Annotated in this window: 15 protein-coding genes and 1 riboswitch; of the genes, 3 read left to right on the top strand and 12 right to left on the bottom strand. The window is 41.5% G+C overall.

Translation table 11 applies throughout. The features are described 5' to 3' along the window. Positions 1–2: 2 nt before the first annotated feature. A complete protein-coding gene (gene serB, locus BWP33_RS04835) occupies positions 3–833 on the bottom strand; it encodes a phosphoserine phosphatase SerB (RefSeq protein ID WP_002641683.1) in 831 nt (276 codons plus the stop codon). A gap of 56 nt (positions 834–889) precedes the next feature. Further along, complete coding sequence (gene putA / locus BWP33_RS04830) at positions 890–4,411, bottom strand: bifunctional proline dehydrogenase/L-glutamate gamma-semialdehyde dehydrogenase PutA (protein WP_002641684.1); 3,522 nt, start codon at positions 4,409–4,411, stop codon at positions 890–892. 474 nt (positions 4,412–4,885) lie between these two features. On the opposite strand from putA, the gene BWP33_RS04825 reads away from it, so the two are divergent. Next, positions 4,886–6,418, top strand: a complete 1,533-nt coding sequence (locus BWP33_RS04825; protein WP_002641686.1) for a catalase — start codon at positions 4,886–4,888, stop codon at positions 6,416–6,418. Between the two features lie 380 nt (positions 6,419–6,798). Here the strand turns inward: BWP33_RS04825 and BWP33_RS04820 are convergent, their stop codons facing one another. From BWP33_RS04820 to BWP33_RS04785, 8 genes are all read right to left on the bottom strand, one after another. Beyond that, on the bottom strand, positions 6,799–8,013 hold the full coding sequence (locus BWP33_RS04820; RefSeq protein WP_002641687.1) for an MFS transporter: 1,215 nt from the start codon (positions 8,011–8,013) through the stop codon (positions 6,799–6,801). A gap of 278 nt (positions 8,014–8,291) precedes the next feature. After that, a complete protein-coding gene (locus BWP33_RS04815; RefSeq protein ID WP_002641688.1) occupies positions 8,292–9,101 on the bottom strand; it encodes a tetratricopeptide repeat protein in 810 nt (269 codons plus the stop codon). A gap of 88 nt (positions 9,102–9,189) precedes the next feature. Continuing rightward, positions 9,190–10,413 carry an aromatic amino acid transporter gene (locus BWP33_RS04810; protein ID WP_002641689.1) on the bottom strand — a complete coding sequence of 408 codons (1,224 nt, stop codon included), beginning with the start codon at positions 10,411–10,413 and terminating at the stop codon, positions 9,190–9,192. Between the two features lie 82 nt (positions 10,414–10,495). Beyond that, positions 10,496–10,822: an ACT domain-containing protein gene (locus tag BWP33_RS04805; protein WP_002641690.1), complete on the bottom strand. Its 327-nt coding sequence runs from the start codon at positions 10,820–10,822 to the stop codon at positions 10,496–10,498. Further along, positions 10,812–11,693, bottom strand: coding sequence for an IS982 family transposase (locus BWP33_RS04800; protein WP_104930280.1), 882 nt, complete (start codon positions 11,691–11,693; stop codon positions 10,812–10,814). The genes BWP33_RS04805 and BWP33_RS04800 overlap by 11 nt, the downstream gene beginning before the upstream one ends. A 64-nt stretch (positions 11,694–11,757) precedes the next feature. After that, positions 11,758–13,656 carry a RelA/SpoT family protein gene (locus BWP33_RS04795; RefSeq protein WP_002641691.1) on the bottom strand — a complete coding sequence of 633 codons (1,899 nt, stop codon included), beginning with the start codon at positions 13,654–13,656 and terminating at the stop codon, positions 11,758–11,760. A 175-nt stretch (positions 13,657–13,831) separates the two neighbouring features. After that, positions 13,832–16,378, bottom strand: coding sequence for a DNA mismatch repair protein MutS (gene mutS / locus BWP33_RS04790; protein WP_002641692.1), 2,547 nt, complete (start codon positions 16,376–16,378; stop codon positions 13,832–13,834). A 62-nt stretch (positions 16,379–16,440) separates the two neighbouring features. Further along, a complete protein-coding gene (locus BWP33_RS04785) occupies positions 16,441–17,322 on the bottom strand; it encodes an IS982 family transposase (RefSeq protein WP_104930280.1) in 882 nt (293 codons plus the stop codon). A 50-nt stretch (positions 17,323–17,372) separates the two neighbouring features. Here BWP33_RS04785 and BWP33_RS12325 point away from each other — a divergent pair, with 50 nt between their 5' ends. Continuing rightward, positions 17,373–17,585: a hypothetical protein gene (locus BWP33_RS12325; RefSeq protein WP_002641694.1), complete on the top strand. Its 213-nt coding sequence runs from the start codon at positions 17,373–17,375 to the stop codon at positions 17,583–17,585. Further along, positions 17,582–19,237, top strand: coding sequence for an ABC transporter substrate-binding protein (locus BWP33_RS04780; RefSeq protein WP_002641695.1), 1,656 nt, complete (start codon positions 17,582–17,584; stop codon positions 19,235–19,237). The genes BWP33_RS12325 and BWP33_RS04780 overlap by 4 nt, the downstream gene beginning before the upstream one ends. Before the next feature lie 419 nt (positions 19,238–19,656). Here BWP33_RS04780 and BWP33_RS04775 read toward each other — a convergent pair whose 3' ends face one another. Together BWP33_RS04775 and queF are read right to left on the bottom strand one after the other, a co-directional pair. Then, on the bottom strand, positions 19,657–20,292 hold the full coding sequence (locus BWP33_RS04775) for a 7-cyano-7-deazaguanine/7-aminomethyl-7-deazaguanine transporter (RefSeq protein WP_002641696.1): 636 nt from the start codon (positions 20,290–20,292) through the stop codon (positions 19,657–19,659). Positions 20,293–20,294: 2 nt separating this feature from the next. Further along, a riboswitch (PreQ1 riboswitch) is annotated at positions 20,295–20,340 on the bottom strand. Between the two features lie 95 nt (positions 20,341–20,435). Further along, positions 20,436–20,906 (bottom strand): preQ(1) synthase, encoded by a 471-nt coding sequence (gene queF / locus BWP33_RS04770; RefSeq protein ID WP_002641697.1) that lies wholly within the window; start codon positions 20,904–20,906, stop codon positions 20,436–20,438. Between the last annotated feature and the right edge of the window lie 6 nt (positions 20,907–20,912).

Genomic DNA, 20,912 nt, shown 5'->3' with positions numbered 1-20,912 from the left:
GCTCAAACTTGAAACCAATTGCATAGCGCATCTAATCCATTATAATTAATTGTTAATTTAGCGGCTGCCTGTGTTTTGGGTTTGGCATGAAAAGCCATACCAAAATCGGCAGCTTGAATCATCGGAATATCGTTTGCACCATCGCCAATCGCTACCGTGTAGCCACCTAGTTTTTGTTTAAATTCATTTAAAATATCGGCTTTAGCTTGTGCATCAATCACACGCCCCAATACACGTCCCGTCAGAACACCCTTTTCTACTTCAAATACATTGGCAAATGCGTGTTCAAAACCCAAACGTGTTTTCAATTTATCCGTGAAGAATGTGAATCCCCCCGACACCAGCACAAAAGTTACACCATGTTTATGGCATTGTTGCAATAAAAATTCTGCGCCATCAGTGAGTTGTAATGCAGTGTCGTATACTTTTTGCAATACGCTTTCAGGTAGCCCCGCCAGTAACGCCACACGACTGCGCAAAGATTGTTCAAAATCCAACTCGCCACGCATCGCACGTTCGGTAATGGCGGACACTTGGTCTTTTAGTCCAGCTTGCGCGGCGATTTCATCAATACATTCAATGGTAATCAGTGTACTGTCCATGTCGCTCACGATGAGTTTGATTTGGTCAAATGCAATGTCTGGCAACAACGCAAAATCGCATTGTGCTTGGTTGAGTTCTAACGCCAAATGTTCAGGCAGCCTGAAATCCGCCGCCACAGGTACGCGAATAAATTTACCTGATAATTTTTCAGGCAGCCTGAAAAATTGTTGTGTTTCAGGAATATGGATATTGGCAAGATTGGGATTTTGAATAACAAAAACGTGCGACATGAAACCACTTCCTATCTATTATAAAGATAATGAAAATTAAACTAATTGAAATAACATCAAATAATTTGTTCGTACCAACCCACTTCGTCAAACAAACGAACCACGTCCAAACCACGTCGCGCATCAATGATGCGGACAATTGAACCGTTTCGCGCTGCTAATGCCGTTTTGATGTCGGGCATCGGTAAATCTAATGCCACCATATGACTCACAAATGGTTGTTGCTGTGGATTGTCCGATACGCGCATCACATTGCTCAATTGTTCCTGAAAGCCCGCCAGTAAATGGTCACGATGCACCACCGCGTAAATACCAGCTGCTGCCATCGCCAATAAAGCCGCTAACGCCGTTTCCAATGAACCCCCATAAATCCACACATGACGTGGGCTTCGCCAAGTTAATTTGTGCAGATAACCGCGACACGCTGGTAAATTTGCTTGTGCCAGTCGTAAAGTGTGTAGCCGAACTTGCGCCGCTTGCCCTGCCAATCGTACCCGCGCATCGTGTTCAAAATGACATTGTGCGATGAGATTTTCTATGGTTTGTACCGATTTTTCATTGGCGATTGCGTCCACATTCAAATGTGGAATGCGCCAATTGCCTTCACATAAACTTTGTGCGTAAAAATGTCCGCCAATTTGTGCGCCCGTACCTGAAAATCCGTGTCCGCCAAAACTGCGGCTGCCTGCTACTGGCGCGTGAATGCTGCTGTTAATGAACACGCTGCCTGTTTCCATGCGGTTGGCGGCATAATCTGCCACGTCGCGGATTTGACTGTGAATCGCAAAACTTAAGGCATAACCTTTGCCATTAATTTGGTCAATCATGCGCCCTAAATCTTCGCTACGGTAGCGGTATAAATGCAAAATCGGTGCATCGGGTTGAATGTGTTCCAAACTGTTTAGTTCAATCAATGTGGGCGGAATCAATAAGCCATTGTGGTTTTCAGGCAGCTTGGATTGATGGCAAAACTGTGCCACAGTCGCAATTTTTTGAATATAAATACAAGCTTGTTCATAAGTTGTGTCATCAATAATTGCACCAACATCAGTGGCAATGTTCATTGGATTGCCCACAACCAGCTCGTCCATCAAACTTTGCAAACGATGAATCACCGTTTCAGCGATTTCATGTGGCACACACACAATCCGCAAACCATTGCCCATCGGGCCTTGATTCAAAAAGGCAGCCTGAATAATATCTGCGCACAATTTTTCAGGCAGCACACTGTTATCAGCAATCAGCGCATTTAGTCCGCCTGTGCTGGTGTTGAGTAGGGGTAAATCCAATCGTTGTGCCAAAGTATGATTGATTAATTTGGCGGTTTCGGTTTTGCCTGTGAATAAAACGGCGTTGATGCGTTTGTCGCACACCAATTCATGTCCGACATCGCCCGCACCCAATAATAATTGCGCGGCTGGGCACGGAATCCCTGTTTTATGTAGCAATTTAAATGCCTGATACGCTGTCAAAGATGCTTGTTCAGCAGGTTTGACAATCACAATATTGCCTACCGCCAAAGCCGCTACGGCTTGCCCCACCACACCAGCTAACGGCGAATCCCACGAACCCAATATCACCACCGTTCCTAAAGGGTCTCGTGCCACGCAAACCGTTTCCGATTGTCGCGCATAATAACGACAAAAATCCACTGTTTGACGCACTTCCGATACCGCCGCAGGCAACGTTTTCCCTGTTTCACGCACAATCAACGCCACAAATTCAGGTAATGCCAATTCCAATGCATCAGCATAAGCATACAAACGTTCGGCGCGTTTTTCAGGCAGCACCGATTGCCAGCGTGTTTCCACTGCTTTGGCGGCACTGACGGTATTATGCACAAATCGGCGATTGGTAAACGCCACCGCACCGACCACATCGCTATAATCAGCAGGGTTTTGCACAAAATGTGATTCTTCACTCGGTGTATTCATTGCCAAAAGAGAGGCTGCCTGAAAACCGTGTTCTTGTGCAATATTCATGCGTTCTTGCAAACGTGCCAACACCAATGGGTCATTCAAATCCAAACCAATTGAATTCAGCCAGCCATGTTGCAAAAATAAATAACGTGGTAAATCCACTTCAGGATTCGGCGCACCTTGTGTTTCTATGGCGAAATCAAGCGGACAACGTATTAATTCTGTTAATGGAATTTTATCATTTGCCAAATCATGCACAAATCGTCCAGCTGTTCCATAATCGCGCAACCGTGCCACAATATGCGGTAACCACATGGTTCGTTTGCCAATTGGCACGTTAATACGACACGCCCGCCCCCATTTTTTGCGTCCTACCACTTGTTCATACAAACCATCGTCTTCACCAAAAGCAGTCTGAAACTCAAATGATTTGGTTTTGCCCATTGCGTGAATGGCGGCGACCAAGTACGCGTCTTGCGTGGCAAATTGTGGATACACTGCGCCAGCCAAATTGAATAATTGACGCGCACATGCCAAATATGCGATTCGCATATGTTCCACACGCGTATAAATAGGATAACCATTTAAACCAAGTACTTGGGCGCGTTCAATTTCGCCGTCCCAATCTAAACCCTCCACGAGCCGAATCATCAAGCGTTTACGTAAGCCATGTGCCAACGAACTCAAATAATCCAACACCAAAGGCGTGGATTTGTGTTGGGCTTGAACCGTAAAACCAATTCCCTGATAATCCACCAAACGCGGTTCGTTAACCAATGCGTCTAAAATATCTAATGATAATTCAAGATGTTCTGAATTTTCTGCATCAATACACAATGGTACGTGGTATTCCAAGCCCAGCAAAAATAATTTTTTCAGTTTAGGCAGCAATTCTAATATCACGCGTTCACGTTGCGCGTATTCAAAACGCGGAAACAATGCCGATAATTTCACTGTCAAACCATGAGACGATGTCCACTCAACCTGTTTACTTGCACGTCCAACGGTATAGATTGCATTGACATATTGTTGAAAATGCCATTCGGCTTCTTCTTGCGTGTGGGCGGCTTGATAGACAAGTTGATAATTGACGCTGTAGCCAGCTTTTTCCCATTTTCGTGCAGCTTTGATGGTGGTATCGTCTAATTGTTCGGCAAAAATAAAATTTTCAGCCAGCAAGTCAATTAATTGTTCGGTTTTTTTATGTGCTTGACGCAACACATCGGCTTGTTCTTGCACATCAAGATTGGCATCAATTTGCACATTTTTGCGAAATAATGCCATATTTTCCAAACGCGATTGACCATGTTTCCAATATTCTGACCAGTCGCCTGACGATAATTTATCTTGTAAAAAAGCCAAAATGGTGGCTTCATCGGTCATGGTTGGCAAAGTTTGCACAGCTGCCAAAAAGGGACGTGCGGTGGGTGCTGCGCCATCAAATTGATGCAATAACGCTGCTGCACCTGACATTTTTTCCCATTTAGCGCGGATTTTTTCAGATAATTTCCATGCACCCGAATGCGCTTGCTCGCGCTCGTCTTCAGCCAAATGACCGCGTTCAAACATTTCAGCAACCGCTTGCGCTTCATCACGGCGACAAGCAGCCGCAATGGCACGGCGCAAAGGATTTTGTTGAGGTTGAGTCAGCTGAAACATGACATTTCCTAAATGTTAAATAGCATTAAAAAATGGAGAATGATATTAACGGAATTTAGCATAATTGGCTAACGGAATTTGCAATCAGTCGTTTGATTACAACAAGATTTGTTGGTGTTTTCAGGCTGCCTGAACATTTGACGAAAGTTGAGAACAATGGGGCAAGGATGTTTATTGGCTTGTTTGAGCGACCTGAAAACAAATTTATAAAATAATTTTTTTCTTTAAAATCAGATAGAAAAATTATTATAGAAAAAATAAATCAAAAATTCATTTTCAATAGTTAAAATTTAAAGTATAGTCTCGTTATTGCTAAATGCAATCAAAAATTAAAAATCAATAGTTAAAAATTATGAGGGAAAATCATGACAGATTTCAATTGTCCATTGTGTGAAGAAACAGGCTATGAATATGCCTACGAACAAATTTTAGAAAATCAAAAAATGAATCAACAAGATAATAAGGAAAGTAACCATGAGCAATAATAAATGCCCTGTAACCCACTTAACCATGAATAACGGCGCCCCCGTTGTGGATAACCAAAACAGCTTAACCGCAGGCGCACGTGGTCCACTTTTAGCGCAAGATTTGTGGTTGAATGAGAAACTGGCTAATTTTGTACGCGAAGTGATTCCCGAACGTCGTATGCATGCCAAAGGTTCGGGCGCATTCGGTAAATTTACCGTTACACACGATATTACCCCTTACACCAAAGCCGCTATTTTCAGCGAAATTGGCAAAGAAACTGAATTGTTTGCGCGTTTTACCACTGTTGCGGGCGAACGTGGCGCGGCTGATGCAGAACGTGATATTCGTGGTTTTGCAGTAAAATTTTATACGGAACAAGGCAACTGGGATTTAGTCGGTAACAACACGCCCGTCTTTTTCTTGCGTGATCCACGCAAATTCCCCGATTTGAATAAAGCGGTAAAACGTGACCCACGCACCAATATGCGCAGTGCAACCAATAACTGGGATTTTTGGACATTGCTGCCTGAAGCCTTTCATCAAGTAACGATTGTGATGAGTGAGCGCGGTATTCCTGCCAGCTATCGCCATATGCACGGTTTTGGTTCGCATACTTACAGCTTGATTAACGCGCAAAATGAGCGTTTTTGGGTAAAATTCCATTTCCGTACTCAACAAGGCATCAAAAATTTAACCAATGAAGAAGCTGCCGCCATCATCGCCAATGACCGCGAATCTCATCAACGTGATTTGTATGAATCTATTGAAAAAGGCGATTTCCCAAAGTGGACGTTATTTATTCAAGTGATGCCTGAAGCCGATGCCGAGAAAGTGGATTTCCATCCATTTGATTTGACTAAAGTTTGGTCTAAAAAAGATTACCCATTAATTGAAGTTGGGGTAATGGAATTAAACCGTAATCCTGCCAATTTTTTTGCTGATGTGGAACAATCCGCGTTTGCACCAAGCAACTTGGTTCCAGGCATTAGCGTGTCGCCAGACCGTATGTTGCAAGCACGTTTGTTTAATTACGCAGACGCACAACGTTACCGTTTGGGCGTTAATCATCATCAAATTCCTGTGAATGCGCCACGTTGCCCTGTTCATAGCAATATGCGTGACGGACAAGGTCGCGCCGATGGTAATTATGGCAGCGCGATTCATTATGAACCTAACAGTTTTGGTCAATGGCAAGAGCAAGCGCAATTTGCTGAACCACCTTTGAAAATCAACGGCGATGCCACGTATTGGGACTATCGCGAAGACGACAACGATTATTTCAGCCAGCCACGCGCTTTATTTAACTTGATGACGGATAAAGAAAAGCAATCTTTATTCAACAACACCGCCGCTGCAATGGGTGATGCGTTGGATTTCATTAAATATCGTCATATTCGCAATTGTTACGCTTGCGACCCAGCATATGGCGAAGGCGTGGCAAAAGCTTTGGGTATGACGGTTGCTGATGCCATGGCAGCCTATGAAACTGATCCTGCGCGTGGTCAGGCTAGTTTATTAAAACCTGTTAAATATAAATAATTTATTATATATTATATATAATATTTTTGATAATGTTTGAATTAATTTAAATTTCAACATAAGGGTGAATTTATAGAATAGTCGTTTAAAATAAAAATAGGACAAGGCTACCGCGACCACTGTATACATCTATAGTACATATCCAGTACACAAAGGAGCAGACAACGCAATAGTATTTTTAATTTTAAACGGCTATAAAATAAATTTAGAACCTGTATTTATCGTCAATGCGAAATGGATTTTTGTCCAAGTTGGTGCGAATGCAAGGTAAATTTTATACCAATAGCGTTACTATTGGCATAAAATTCAACGCAACAGGCGTGCCAGATAGTGCAAAAAGACATTGTGCTTGGCTGCGAATACAGGTTCTTAGTTTATTTTTAAATTTTCGGTTCACGAATTGCCCAATTTAAAATCGCCGCCAATCCAGCTAACCCCAAATCTGCATACCACATCCAACCATAATCGCCAAACACCACAATTGACTTCCCTCCCAAATACGCACCCAAAAATCCACCAATTTGATGCGATAACAACGTCAAACCAAATAAAGTTGCCAAATAACGCGTACCAAATAATTTGCCAGTCAATGCAGCAGTTGGCGGTACGGTCGCCAACCACGTTAGTCCCAAACCTGCAGCAAAAATGTAAAAATTCATATCGGTTCGCGGCATGAAAATATACACCGCAATTAACCCAACACGAATCGCGTATAAAGTCGCCAAAATGGATTTGTTACGCCATCGCCCCACGCACCAGCCAACGATTAAACTACCCACCAAATTCGCAATCCCCACAATCGCCAAAGATGTCGATGCCACAGATACAGGCAAACCACATAACGCAATTTCAGTCGGTAAATGCGTAGCCAAAAATGCCACATGAAAACCACAAGTTGCAAAACCTAAATGCAGCAAAATATAATTACGGTTTTTAACTGCTTGTTTAATTGCTTTTTTAATAGAATCATGGGACGTATGTGCAACTGATGGAACAATTTGTGGTGCAGTCATGCCTCGTGTCAGCCATCGTGCTGTGGGCAATATCAATATCGCCCACGCCGCCAACACCCACATCGCACCTTTCCACCCCACAGCCGGCAACGAAATCAAACCTTGCAACATCGGCGCAAACACAAATTGCCCAAACGAACCACCCGCATTCGCCACACCAGAAGCCGTACCACGCATTCTTTCAGGCAGCCTGTTGGCAATCAAACTCATCAAAATAGACCAACTGCCCGCTCCCATGCCCAATGCAACCAATACGCCCATGCCCAATAATAAACCCCATTGAGTTGGGAAAAATGATGTCAATAACCAACCGATTACTAACATAGTTGTGCCTACCCACAATACCGTCCACGTACCAAAACGATCAGACAACGCTCCCGATAACGGCTGTGATACGCCCCACATCAATTGAGTAATCGCAACCGCTAAGCTAACTTGCGCAATAGATAAAGTAGTTGTGTTTACAAGCGGTTGCACGAATAAACCCAAAGTCATTCGCATACCAATTGTTACCATCAGAATAAATGCCACCGCCAATACAAACAGCCATAATTTCAAGTATGAAGTGTTTGTGTGTGTCATGAAAAACCTGCTTATTTTGTGCGTAATAAAGCGTAGCAGATTAGCAAAATATACTAAATTTTCAAAAGATTATTTGAATTAATAATTAAGATGATTTGGTTATAAAAGACTGAAAACTCAGAACCTGTATTTATAGTCAATGCGAAATGGATTTCTGCCCAATTTGATGCAAATGCAAGGCAAATTTTATGCCAATAGCGTTAATTGGCATAAAATTCAACGCAACAGGCGTACCAAATGGTGCAAAATACATCGCTCTTGGCTGTGAATACAGGTTCTTAAAACTTATTCATCTCTGCACGAATGATTGCCAACTCTTTTAAGGCAGCTTCTGCATCTTTATTGCCTTGCTTGGCGGCAATTGTCCACCATTTTTCTGCTAAATCAAAATCTTGCATCACTCCCAAACCCTCCGCATAATTGATGCCTAAATTCAATTGTGCAGTTTCATTGCCCAATTCTGCGGCTTGAAGAAACCATTCATTTGCCTGTGCTGCATCTTCAGGTACCCCAAAACCTTCCTGATACAACATCCCCAAATTTACCATCGCATCGGCGTTCCCTAAATGAGCTGCCTGAAGATAAAAATCAGCAGCTTTTTCATAATTTGGATCGCGCCCCAACGCGTCATCGTGAATCACACCCAAATTATACAAAGCTTCATCATCGCCTTGCACAGCTGCCATTTGCCAATATTGTTCTGCTTTATCATAATCTTGCTCAAATCCCAAGCCTTCCGCATACAACCGCGCCAAGTTATTTTGTGCGTCCACATCACCTTGTTCGGCGGCAACCGCATACCATTTAGCAGCCAAGTCGTATTGTTCATTATCATCATACCATTCTGCCAAAATCACTTGACAATCCACATCACCTTGTTCGGCGGCTTTGGTATACCATTTTGCTGCTAAATCATTATCTTGCTTTACGCCTGCACCTGTTTGGTACATAAAACCAAGTTGATACTGACAATCCGCATCGCCGTTTTCAGCAAATTGGCGAATGGTTGGAAACGCTGCTTGATAATTGCCTTTTTGAATTTGGGTGAATGCGGTTTCCAATTTTAATTGTTTCAAAGAATAAGACATAATTATTTGTTTCTTAATTTATTTTTTAACAATAATTTGGTGATAAATTTCTTGTTGGCTATGTAAAAAAGCTGCCTGAAAAATTTATTTAACCTTTAAATACAGGCAATTTCCCCAATTCACTGAGTAATTGCGCCCCAATATTAACAACCCCAAATGCAAACACCCACACAATCATCGCCGTGCCACCGTACACACGATAACTTTTTCCCATGCCAAATTTGCGCCGACTGGCACGTAACAACAACGCTGGCACAATCGCCGTCCAAATCGCTGCCGCCAAACCCACGTAACCAATCACCTTGACAAAACCCAATGGAAACAATAAACAACACAATAATGGTGGCAGAAAAGTGACCGCGGCGGTTTGGCTACGACCTTTGCGGCTGTCGTCAAAACCAAATAAATCCGCCAAATAATCAAACAACCCCAGCGTTACCCCCAAAAATGAACTTGCAATCGCCATATATGAGAAAAATTGCAATACCATTGCCATGCTACCTGTCGGAATGAATTTGGATAATTCTTGAATTAAAATAGCCACATCACCATTTTTCTCAATCACAGGTGCAAAGGCATCACGCGGTAAATTTCCTTGAATTGCCCATTGCCACAACACATAAATCATCAGCGCAATCAATGTCCCCCCCCACAACGAACGCGCTACTTTAGTCGCATTACCTTGAAAATATTTCAATAGACTGGAGACATTCCCGTGAAAACCGAACGATGCCAAACACACAGGCAATGCCGTCCCCACATAAATCCAATAAGATGAGTCCGCCGCCGCAGCCGAATCCAACAACACAGGCACCTTCGCCGAACCCAACAAACCACCCGTCGCCCACAAAAATGAAATCACCATACCGCCAATTAAAACCGTGGAGAACCTATCCACTGCACGTGCCGACCACCACACGCAGCCTGCAAAAACCACAAAAAAAACACTTTGCCCCACCCATAAATTTTGACCACCTAAGGCTTGTGCAGTCAAATCACCTCCGACAAAAATATAGGCATAAGTCAGCAAATACAGCACAAACGCCACCGCCACACCATTGACCACATTCCAGCCTCGCCCAAGTAAATCTTTAACCATTGTGTCAAAATTAGCACCATGCGAATAATGGGTGTTCACTTCCAAAATCATCAAACCAGATGTCAGCATAGAAAACCACGTATACACCAGCACCACCAGCGACCCCAAAAACCAAACCCCAGATGTGGCAGTAGGGTTCGCCAACATACCTGCGCCAATAATCGTACCTGCGATAATCATCGCACCACCCAATAAACTTGCTTGTTTTTGCATACCAAATTCCAAATAAACGACAACACGTCCAATCAAATCATCCACAAAATAATCTTTTCAGGCTGCCTGAAAATCATTCACATCACACCCGCACCACTTCACGGATATTCGCCACACGTTGCAAATGCTGAATAATTAATTTCAAATGCGCCAAATCTTTCACATCTAACGCAAACAAAAATTCAATAAAACCATGTTCATTTTCGGCTTTGGAGATGGTTTCCACTGCCGCAATATTGCCATCAACTTCTGCAATCGCAGACGATAACGCCGCCAATAAACCATGCCCGTCTTGTGCCAACACGCGTACCGATGCTTCATAATAACCATTCAAGCTGCCTGAAACACTGCCCCAATCCACTTCAATTTGTTGTTCTGGATTGGTTTTAACGCCATTCTCAACACCCAATTAACCCAGCAAATTGAGTAATTGGGTGTTGAATTTGTTGATTCAGTAAACAGCAAAAATTATGCGATAAAATTTTCCGAATAAAACGGTTAGATTGGTGAAACAGATTTTTTGTACGAACTATTTCCATGTTAAATCTCTCTGTTAATTGACCAATAACTGTTTCAATCATACGGCGACTATTTTTTAGCCATTTGAGAAATTGAGGACTTCTGTCATCTTTCATATTGCTACGATAAGGTGTTTGTAAATTAATATGGCTTTGTTTCATTTCATCTTTTAATTCAGAACTTAAATACCCTTTGTCCGCACCAACAAACCCTGTTTTGCCTTCTAAAAGTTCAGGTAATACCTGCCGTTCATCAACATTGGCAGCTGTAAAAGTAAAGGCTTTAATCATACCTGAGCGAGTAATCAAAAGATGACCTTTAAAACCATAATAGGTCTCTTTTTTGGAAGCGCAATAACCGAACGTCGCATATGCACGAAAATTTTGATGGCGTTTAGCTCGGGCAAATTTACAGACTGCAATAGGAAAGGCATCTGCATAATACTCTGTTTGCTCACACCAATTTGCAGTGATTTTTTGATGCATTTGTTGTTTAACCCAATACAAATTGGCACATTGTTTGGCAAAATTAGGGTAAGAGCCTAAATTGGGAAACCAATTTTGCCAATGTTGTTTGAAATATTGCCAAATTTTTTTATCGGTATCCATACCGAGAAATTCGCCAACAATTTCCATACAAATCAGTTCACAATCTGAAAGTTTGGGTGCAAAGCCACCTTGTCTTAATGGTTTTTGAACGAGCTGATTGTATAAAGCATCTACCATTAGATACGTTTTAATGATAAATTCGTCTTGGGGCATAACTGTCTCTCTTTCGGATTATCTTGACGGGTATCTTTAAGAGTGGGGTTATGCCCCTTTTTATTCAATTGCCATATCTTAATTTAGATAGAGTTGAGAATGGCGTGGTTTTAAGTAATTTCGGACAATTATCCCGATGCACCACCAAACCTTCACCACTCACAATCACACCACTGACTGCATCACCATTAATCGGACGACAACATTTTGCCAAATTAATCCGAATACTATCGTGTTGATTCACCAGCACCGCGCCCAATTTAGCTTGTTCGCCAAAATGTTTTTTTGCCAATTCTGCGATTTTATGCACCACGGTGATGGGCAAAATTTGCCCTGTACCAATTTTATACTGTACTTCTTCAATATTCATGCCACGCTGTTTCAAATCTTCCAAATACAATTGCATGACTTGATTGGAAGATGCCACACTCGGGTCTAACAAACTTTGCATGGTGTGCGCCAATAATTTACCACCTTGTTTTTTAGCATCTTCTTCGTTAATGGTTTTGATGTATTGACGAATGGCAGCGCGTGCGCGTGCGGTTACAACAAAATTCAACCAAGTCTGATTGGGTTGTGCGTATGGTGATGTGATGATTTCTACCGTGTCGCCGCTGCGTAATGGCGTACGCAATGACATAGATTTGCCATTGACTTTACCGCCCATACAATGGTTACCAATTTTGGTGTGAACATTGTAAGCGAAATCAATCACGGTTGCGCCACGCGGTAAATTGATGATTTCTCCTTTTGGTGTAAATACATACACATCAGCTGGGAACAAGTCGGTTTTCATATTTTCCAAAAATTCAAATGCATCGGTACTGCTTTCATTTAAATCGGAAACCGTTTGTAACCAACGATTGGTGCGCAACGAATATTCGCTGTTCGGTGAAATAGCGGTAATGCCATAATCAGCAATGGTGTTCATTTGTTCGCTGCGAATTTGCAGAGCTAACTCAATGTTTTTCTTACCATAAGGTACTTTTAAAACGGTATGTAGACTTTGGTAATTATTGGCATTAGGAACGGCGATTAAATCTTTGATGCGACCCATTTGTGGCGCGTAAACCCGATGCACCACACCCAACGCCACATAACAATCCAATTCCGATGGCAAAATCACGCGCAAATGAAAAATATCATGCACATCTTGCAATTTGACTTTGCGTTTTTTCATTTTTTTGTAAATGCTGTAATAACGAATAGGGGTTAATTCCAATCGTGCATTGAGATTTTGTGCATCTAAGGCTGCCTGAAGCTTTTTCAGTGCATTGTCTATGACCTGTTGATTTTCATAACAAAATTCATCTACAGCGCGTTGAATCACAGCATAACGCCAAGGATAAATATTTTCAAATGCAATTTGCTGCATTTCACGATAAACCTTATTCATGCCCAAACGTAAAGCAATGGGCGCGTACACTTCCAACGTTTCACGCGATGTGGAAATGCGTTTGGCTAATTTTGGCACGCCACTCAAAGTTTTCATGTTATGCAAACGATCGGATAATTTGACGACAATCACGCGAACATCTTTGGTCATTGCCAGAATCAATTTACGGAAACTTTCGGCAAATAATTCGTCTTTGTTATTGAATTGCAATTTTTCCAATTTGGATAAACCGTCTACCATTGTCGCAATGGTATTACCAAATACGGTTGCCATTTCGGCTTTGGTGATGTCGGTGTCTTCCAAAACATCGTGCATCAAACCTGCGCAAAGGGTTTCCAAATCCATACCCCATTTTGCCAATTCAATGGTTACGGAAATGGGGTGAGTGATATACGGTTCACCGCTTTTTCGGGTGGTGCCATCGTGTGCAATAAAAGCATAAGCGCAAGCTTTTTCTAAAAATTCGCGTTCTTCAGCAGATAAATAATCAGTGATTTGAAACAATTGTTCGCGCAATGGTGCTGTATATTGCGTATCATATGGAGCAAGTGGTGTGGGGATGTTCATGAGCAATTCCTTAAATAAACCATTTGATTTTATTAATATAATTTAAATTATTTTAAATTGCTAAAAAAATTCAGTGGAATATTGATTGTACACGTTTTCAGGCTGCCTGACGGATTTGATTAAGGAATTTGATTCACTGAAAACCAGCTTTTTCAGGCTGCCTGAAAACAGAACTTTATGATTGACCAATTGATTTTAGCTCATAAATCAAATCCAATGCTTGTCGTGCTGTCAAATCATCGGGATTGATTTGATTGAGTTTTTCTAAAACTAGGCTGCCTGAAAACGCATCGTCATCGGATTCATCGTTAATCGGGGCAGCAAATAAATCCAATTGCCTATCTGTATTCTGATTTTCCAATAATTTCAATTGTTTTTGTGCGGTTTTCAAAGCACGTTGTGGCAAACCTGCCAATTTCGCCACTGCGATTCCGTAACTTTTCTCTGCTGCACCGTCTTGCACATCATGAAGAAAAACAATATCTTGCCCTTGTTCCAATGCCGACAAATGCTGATTAAATGCGGTTGGATAATGTTCAGGTAATTTGGTCAACTCAAAATAATGCGTAGCAAATAAGCAAAGTGATTGATTTTTCATCAATAAATGCTCTGCAATCGCATGCGCCAATGCCAAGCCATCAAATGTGGATGTACCACGCCCTACTTCGTCCATTAAAACAAGCGATTGTGCTGTAGCGTGATGCAAAATATACGCCGTTTCTGACATTTCCACCATAAATGTAGAACGGTTACTCGCCAAATCATCAGACGCACCAATCCGCGTGAAAATTTGGTCAATTTTGCCGATTTTCGCGCTCTTGGCAGGTACAAAACTACCCGTATGCGCCAACAACACAATCAACGCAATTTGCCGCATATAAGTGGATTTACCGCCCATATTCGGACCCGTCAAAAGACACAATTTTTGCGTGGCATTCAAATGTGTGTTGTTGGGTGTAAATCGCGTAACCTGTTGTTCTACAACAGGGTGTCGTCCATTTTCAATGTCAATTTCACCGTCATGACTAAACGTAGGCATGGCGTAATTTTTCGTCTGCGCAGTGTGTGCGAAACTACACAATACATCTAACGTGGCGGCAGCTTTGGCGGTTTGTTGAATACGTGGCAACGCATCTTTCAGGCTGCCCAATAATTGTTCAAACAAGATTTTTTCCAATGCCAATGCTTTTTCCTGTGCTGCCAAAAATTTATCTTCAAACGCTTTCAATTCGGGCGTAATAAAACGCTCTGCATTTTTCAGCGTTTGGCGGCGTTGATAATCACTAGGTGCTTGTTCTGATTGATTTTTTGACAATTCAATATAAAAACCATGTACGCGATTAAATTCCACTTTCAGTGTGGACAATTGCGTGCGCTCGCGTTCACGGGCTTCCAAATCACGCAAAAAATCATCGCCATGCGTTTGCAAGTGGCGTAATTCATCTAAATCTTTGTTATATTGATGATTAATAACATCGCCATCCTTCAACCACACAGATGGTTCAGGTAATAAGGCAGCCTGCAATAATTCCGCCACCGCTTGTGTTTCGGGAAAACACGCAGCGAGTGTATCCAACAAGCTGCTTTCAGGCAGCCTAATTTCCATTAAATTCAATAAACTATCACGCAAAGCCGACAAATCTCGCGGTCGTGCCGAACCCAAAGCAATTCGCGCCGCAATGCGTTCAATATCTGCAATTTTTTTTAAGCTGCCTGAAATAGATTCAACATCATGATTTAACAAAGAATTAACCGCATCTAAACGCGCTTGAATGTGGTCGTGATTGCGTAATGGGTGATGCAGCCAATTCGCCAGCAAACGGCTACCCATATGCGTAACACATTCATCTAAAACAGAAAATAAAGTTGGCGCAGATTGACCGCTTAAAGTCGCGGTGATTTCCAAATTACGGCGTGTAGCAGCGTCCAACGCGATGAATTGCGTTTCGCTTTCCAAAGTCAGCGCATCCATGTGTGGCGGAAGCTGATTTTGTGTAATTTTCAAATAGTTAAGCAATGCACCAGCCGCCGAAATCGCAGCCGAATGCCTCACCAAATCCAAACCAAATGCCAATAAATCTTGACTACCAAAATAATCAGTTAATAATTTAAATGCAGTATCTGGCGCAAATTGCCAATGATTCAAACGGTTAATCGCAATCTTTGGCATATTTTCAGGCAGCCTGAAAGCACTGTCTACCAATAATTCAGATACTTGCAATCGTGCCAATTCGTCCAATAATTGATTGATTTGTATGATTTTAACGCGAAACTCACCATTTTCCAACGCCGCCCATGCCAACGCGCTTTGCTTTTTGCCCACAAACAATGCCGCCACGCGATTGGTTTGTTTGTCTTCCAGCAATGCCGAATCGGTCAACGTGCCTGCGGTAACAATGCGAACCACTTTGCGTTCCACGACTTTATTCGCACCCACTTCGCCGACCTGTTCACAAATCGCCACACTTTTACCCAATTTGACCAGTTTAACCAAATATTGTTCTACCGAATGATACGGCACACCCGCCATTTTGATGGGTTCACCGTTGTATTGTCCGCGAGTCGTTAATGTGATGTCCAGCAATTTGGCGGCTGCAACCGCATCATCAAAAAATAACTCATAAAAATCACCCATGCGATAAAACACTAATTTATCAACGTGTTCAGCTTTAATAGCAAGATATTGTTGCATCATAGGCGACGGAGATTTGACGGCAGTCATGTTGTTATCCTAAAAATAAATTGCGCGTATTTTACCTGAAATACCCTAATTTAACGCCATTCTCAACACCCAATTAACCCAGCAAATTGAGTAATTGGGTGTTGAATTTGTTGATTCAGTAAACAGCAAAAATTATGCGATAAAATTTTCCGAATAAAACGGTTAGATTGGTGAAACAGATTTTTTGTACGAACTATTTCCATGTTAAATCTCTCTGTTAATTGACCAATAACTGTTTCAATCATACGGCGACTATTTTTTAGCCATTTGAGAAATTGAGGACTTCTGTCATCTTTCATATTGCTACGATAAGGTGTTTGTAAATTAATATGGCTTTGTTTCATTTCATCTTTTAATTCAGAACTTAAATACCCTTTGTCCGCACCAACAAACCCTGTTTTGCCTTCTAAAAGTTCAGGTAATACCTGCCGTTCATCAACATTGGCAGCTGTAAAAGTAAAGGCTTTAATCATACCTGAGCGAGTAATCAAAAGATGACCTTTAAAACCATAATAGGTCTCTTTTTTGGAAGCGCAATAACCGAACGTCGCATATGCACGAAAATTTTGATGGCGTTTAGCTCGGGCAAATTTACAGACTGCAATAGGAAAGGCATCTGCATAATACTCTGTTTGCTCACACCAATTTGCAGTGATTTTTTGATGCATTTGTTGTTTAACCCAATACAAATTGGCACATTGTTTGGCAAAATTAGGGTAAGAGCCTAAATTGGGAAACCAATTTTGCCAATGTTGTTTGAAATATTGCCAAATTTTTTTATCGGTATCCATACCGAGAAATTCGCCAACAATTTCCATACAAATCAGTTCACAATCTGAAAGTTTGGGTGCAAAGCCACCTTGTCTTAATGGTTTTTGAACGAGCTGATTGTATAAAGCATCTACCATTAGATACGTTTTAATGATAAATTCGTCTTGGGGCATAACTGTCTCTCTTTCGGATTATCTTGACGGGTATCTTTAAGAGTGGGGTTATGCCCCTTTTTATTCAATTGCCATATCTTAATTTAGATAGAGTTGAGAATGGCGTTAATTTAACGCTTTACGCACAAAATGATTACCGTTATATTTCTATTCTCGTGTCATTAATATTCTGTGAATATTTTTCAGGCAGCCTGAAAAATCATTGGCTCACTTGTAATATTATTCCCACAGCCGCTTTATTTCACAAAGGACAAACATCATGAAATACACCAAATTATTTACTTTAACCGCATTGGCAACCAGCTTAATGTTAACAGCGTGTGGTGGTTCTTCTGACAACAAAAATGGCGCAAATTCAACCACACCAGCCGCCAACGCATCAAGTGGCAATAAAACTTTGGTTTATTGCTCCGAAGGCAGCCCAAGCGGTTTTGACCCAGCCCAATGGACAGATGGCACATCGTTTGATGCCAGCGCATACCCTATCTACAATGGCTTGGTCGAATTCACACGCGGTGGCACCGAAATCTACCCCGCATTGGCAGAAAAATGGGATATCTCCGAAGATGGAAAAAGCTACACTTTCCATTTACGTCAAGGCGTGAAATTCCAAAGCACCGATTATTTTAAACCCACGCGTGAATTTAATGCAGATGACGTAGTATTCACATTTAAACGCTTAATTGACCCCGCATTCTCATTCAACAAAGCCTACCCAGCCGAATTCCCCTACTCCGTAGACATGGGGCTGCCTGAAAACATCGCCAACGTGGAAAAAGTAGATGACCACACCGTCAAATTCACATTAAAAAATGTTGATGCCCCATTCTTGCAAAATTTAGCGATGCCATTCGCGTATATCGGTTCTGCTGAATACGCCGCCAAATTGGAAAAAGAAGGCAAAGCCGCAGATTACAACACCAATCCCATCGGTACAGGCCCATTCAAATTTGTATCCTACAATAAAGACAACCAAATTCGTTACACACGCAACCCCGATTATTGGAATGCGAAAGACATTCATATTGATAATTTGATTTTTGCCATTACCAAAGATTCAGCCGTCCGCGCCCAAAAAGTGGCAGCTGGTGAATGCCAAGTATCAGCGTACCCCAAAACAGCTGAAGTAGATGCTGCCAAAAAAGCAGGTAAATTAAATGTCATGGAAAAACCGGGCTTTAATTTGGGTTATGTGGGCTACAATGTCAGCAAAAAACCGTTAGATGATTTGCGTGTGCGTCAGGCTTTAGACATGGCGATTAATCGTGAAGCCATTGTCAAAGCTGTGTATCAAAGCGCAGGCACACCAGCCACCAACCCAATGCCACCTAGTCAATGGAGCTACAACGACAGCCTGAAAAATGCACCATATAACGTAGAACAAGCCAAAAAATTATTAGCAGAAGCAGGCGTAAAAGAAGGCACAGAAATTGATTTATGGGCGATGCCTGTGCAACGTCCATATAATCCAAACGCCAAATTGATGTCTGAAATGATTCAAGCGGATTGGGCAAAAGTGGGCATCAAAGCGAAAATTGTCAGCTATGAATGGGGTGAATATGTGAAACGCTTGAAAAATGGCGAAGGTACTGTTTATTTAACAGGTTGGACGGGCGACAATGGCGACCCAGATAACTGGTTAGGCACGTTATTAAGCTGCAAAGCCATGTCAGGCAACAATTACGCCCAATGGTGTAATAAAGCGTTTGACCAATTAGTCAATGATGCGCGTGTTACCACCGACAAAGCCAAACGCGAAGAAAAATATCGTCAAGCCCAAGTCATTTTCAAACAAGAATTGCCATGGACAACAATGGCACATTCTGTGGTAACCGTATTTACCACACCGAATGTGAAAGGATTTGAAATCAGCCCATTTGGTAATGTGCGTTTTGATGGCGTGTCAGTTGAATAAAAACAGCTCATTACACCATGTGCGTGGTTGAAAGATTATAGTCGTTTAAAATAAAAAATAGGACAAGGCGACCGACGTATACATTTAGTACTAAGGAAGCGGATAACGAAGTGGCATTTTTAATTTTAAACAACTATACGAGAATAATTATGCAGGAACAAGAAATGTTGCAAAAACGCTACATTTGTTTACAAGCACACTTGCCATCGGCGGGGAATATCCGTTGTTTAGGATAACTGAAAAACAATTTGTGAGTATAAAAATGCTGGTTGACAATCCAAATCCACGTAAAAAAAAGGTTAATGCAGCGCAATTTTTATTGTTTTAAGCATATTTTTTAAGTAAAAAAATCCCCGAAAGCCTTGATACATAAGGCTTTCGGGGTTAGGTATTATAGCACTACGAGATGAGAGGGGGAGCTACAACAATAATTTCAATAATATGCCATATGCTGGCACAAATAATCCACAACAAATCAATAATTTAAATCCATAATCTACCAATGCAATTTGTTGCCAATTTGCAGCCATAAACGCGTCCGAACTGCCATAAAATGCAATCGCAAAAAACAATGCAGTATCAATCGCGTTACCCAAAAACGTGGAAGCAGTCGGCGCAATCCACCACGCTTTTAAACGGCGCAACTGATTGAATACAAAAATATCCATAATTTGCCCAAATGCATACGCCGCAAAACTCGCCAACGCAATCCGAAACACAAACAAATTAAATTGCCCTAATTCACCCCAACTCGTCCACTTACCATTTTGAAACAACACCGATAAAAAATACGAAATCAACAACGCAGGCAGCATCACAAAAAAAATAATTCGTCTTGCCAATTGCTTACCGAAAATTCGCACGGTTAAATCAGTCGCCAAAAAAATAAACGGAAACGATAATGCCCCCCAAGTAGAATGTACTTGAAAACCATTCGGTAGCGTGATGGTAAACGGAAATTGTACTAAATAATTGCTAGACGCAATCACAAAAATATGAAAAATAACCAACCAAAATAATGCTTTGTGTTGATTAACTTTAGAAAAATGATACATAAAATTCCTTAGTTTTGTTATCGCGGGAGGGTTGCGAACCGCGTTTTGTAGTTGTTTACAATTAAAGCTCACTTAACGGTCGCCTTGTCCTATTGTTATTGTAAACAACCATAGAGTAAAAAAGTTTTCAGGCAGCCTGAAAATTATTGCATATCGTGATGAAACAAACGTTCACGCGCCATTTGCTCAAACGGCGTGCCAGCCCGTCCAAAGTTAGCAAACGGATGAATCGCAATCCCTCCGCGTGGCGTAAATTCACCAAACACTTCAATATACTTAGGATTCATCAACTGAATCAAATCTTTCATGACAATATTAACGCAATCTTCATGAAAATCACCGTGATTGCGAAAACTAAATAAATACAGTTTCAATGACTTACTTTCCACCATTTTCACATCTGGAATGTAGCGGATGATAATCGTGGCAAAATCAGGCTGCCCCGTCATCGGACATAAACTGGTGAATTCAGGACACACAAATTTGACAAAATAATCATTGCCTTGATGTTTATTATCAAATGATTCAAGCACTTCAGGAGCATAATCGCTGCGATATTCGGTTTTTTGGTTACCAAGCAGCGTGATGCCATTTAATTCAGATTCTGTTCTCATGTTGTT

The sequence above is a fragment of the Simonsiella muelleri ATCC 29453 genome (assembly GCF_002951835.1).
Lineage (GTDB): Bacteria > Pseudomonadota > Gammaproteobacteria > Burkholderiales > Neisseriaceae > Simonsiella > Simonsiella muelleri.
This window is presented reverse-complemented; position numbering and strand designations above follow the sequence as displayed.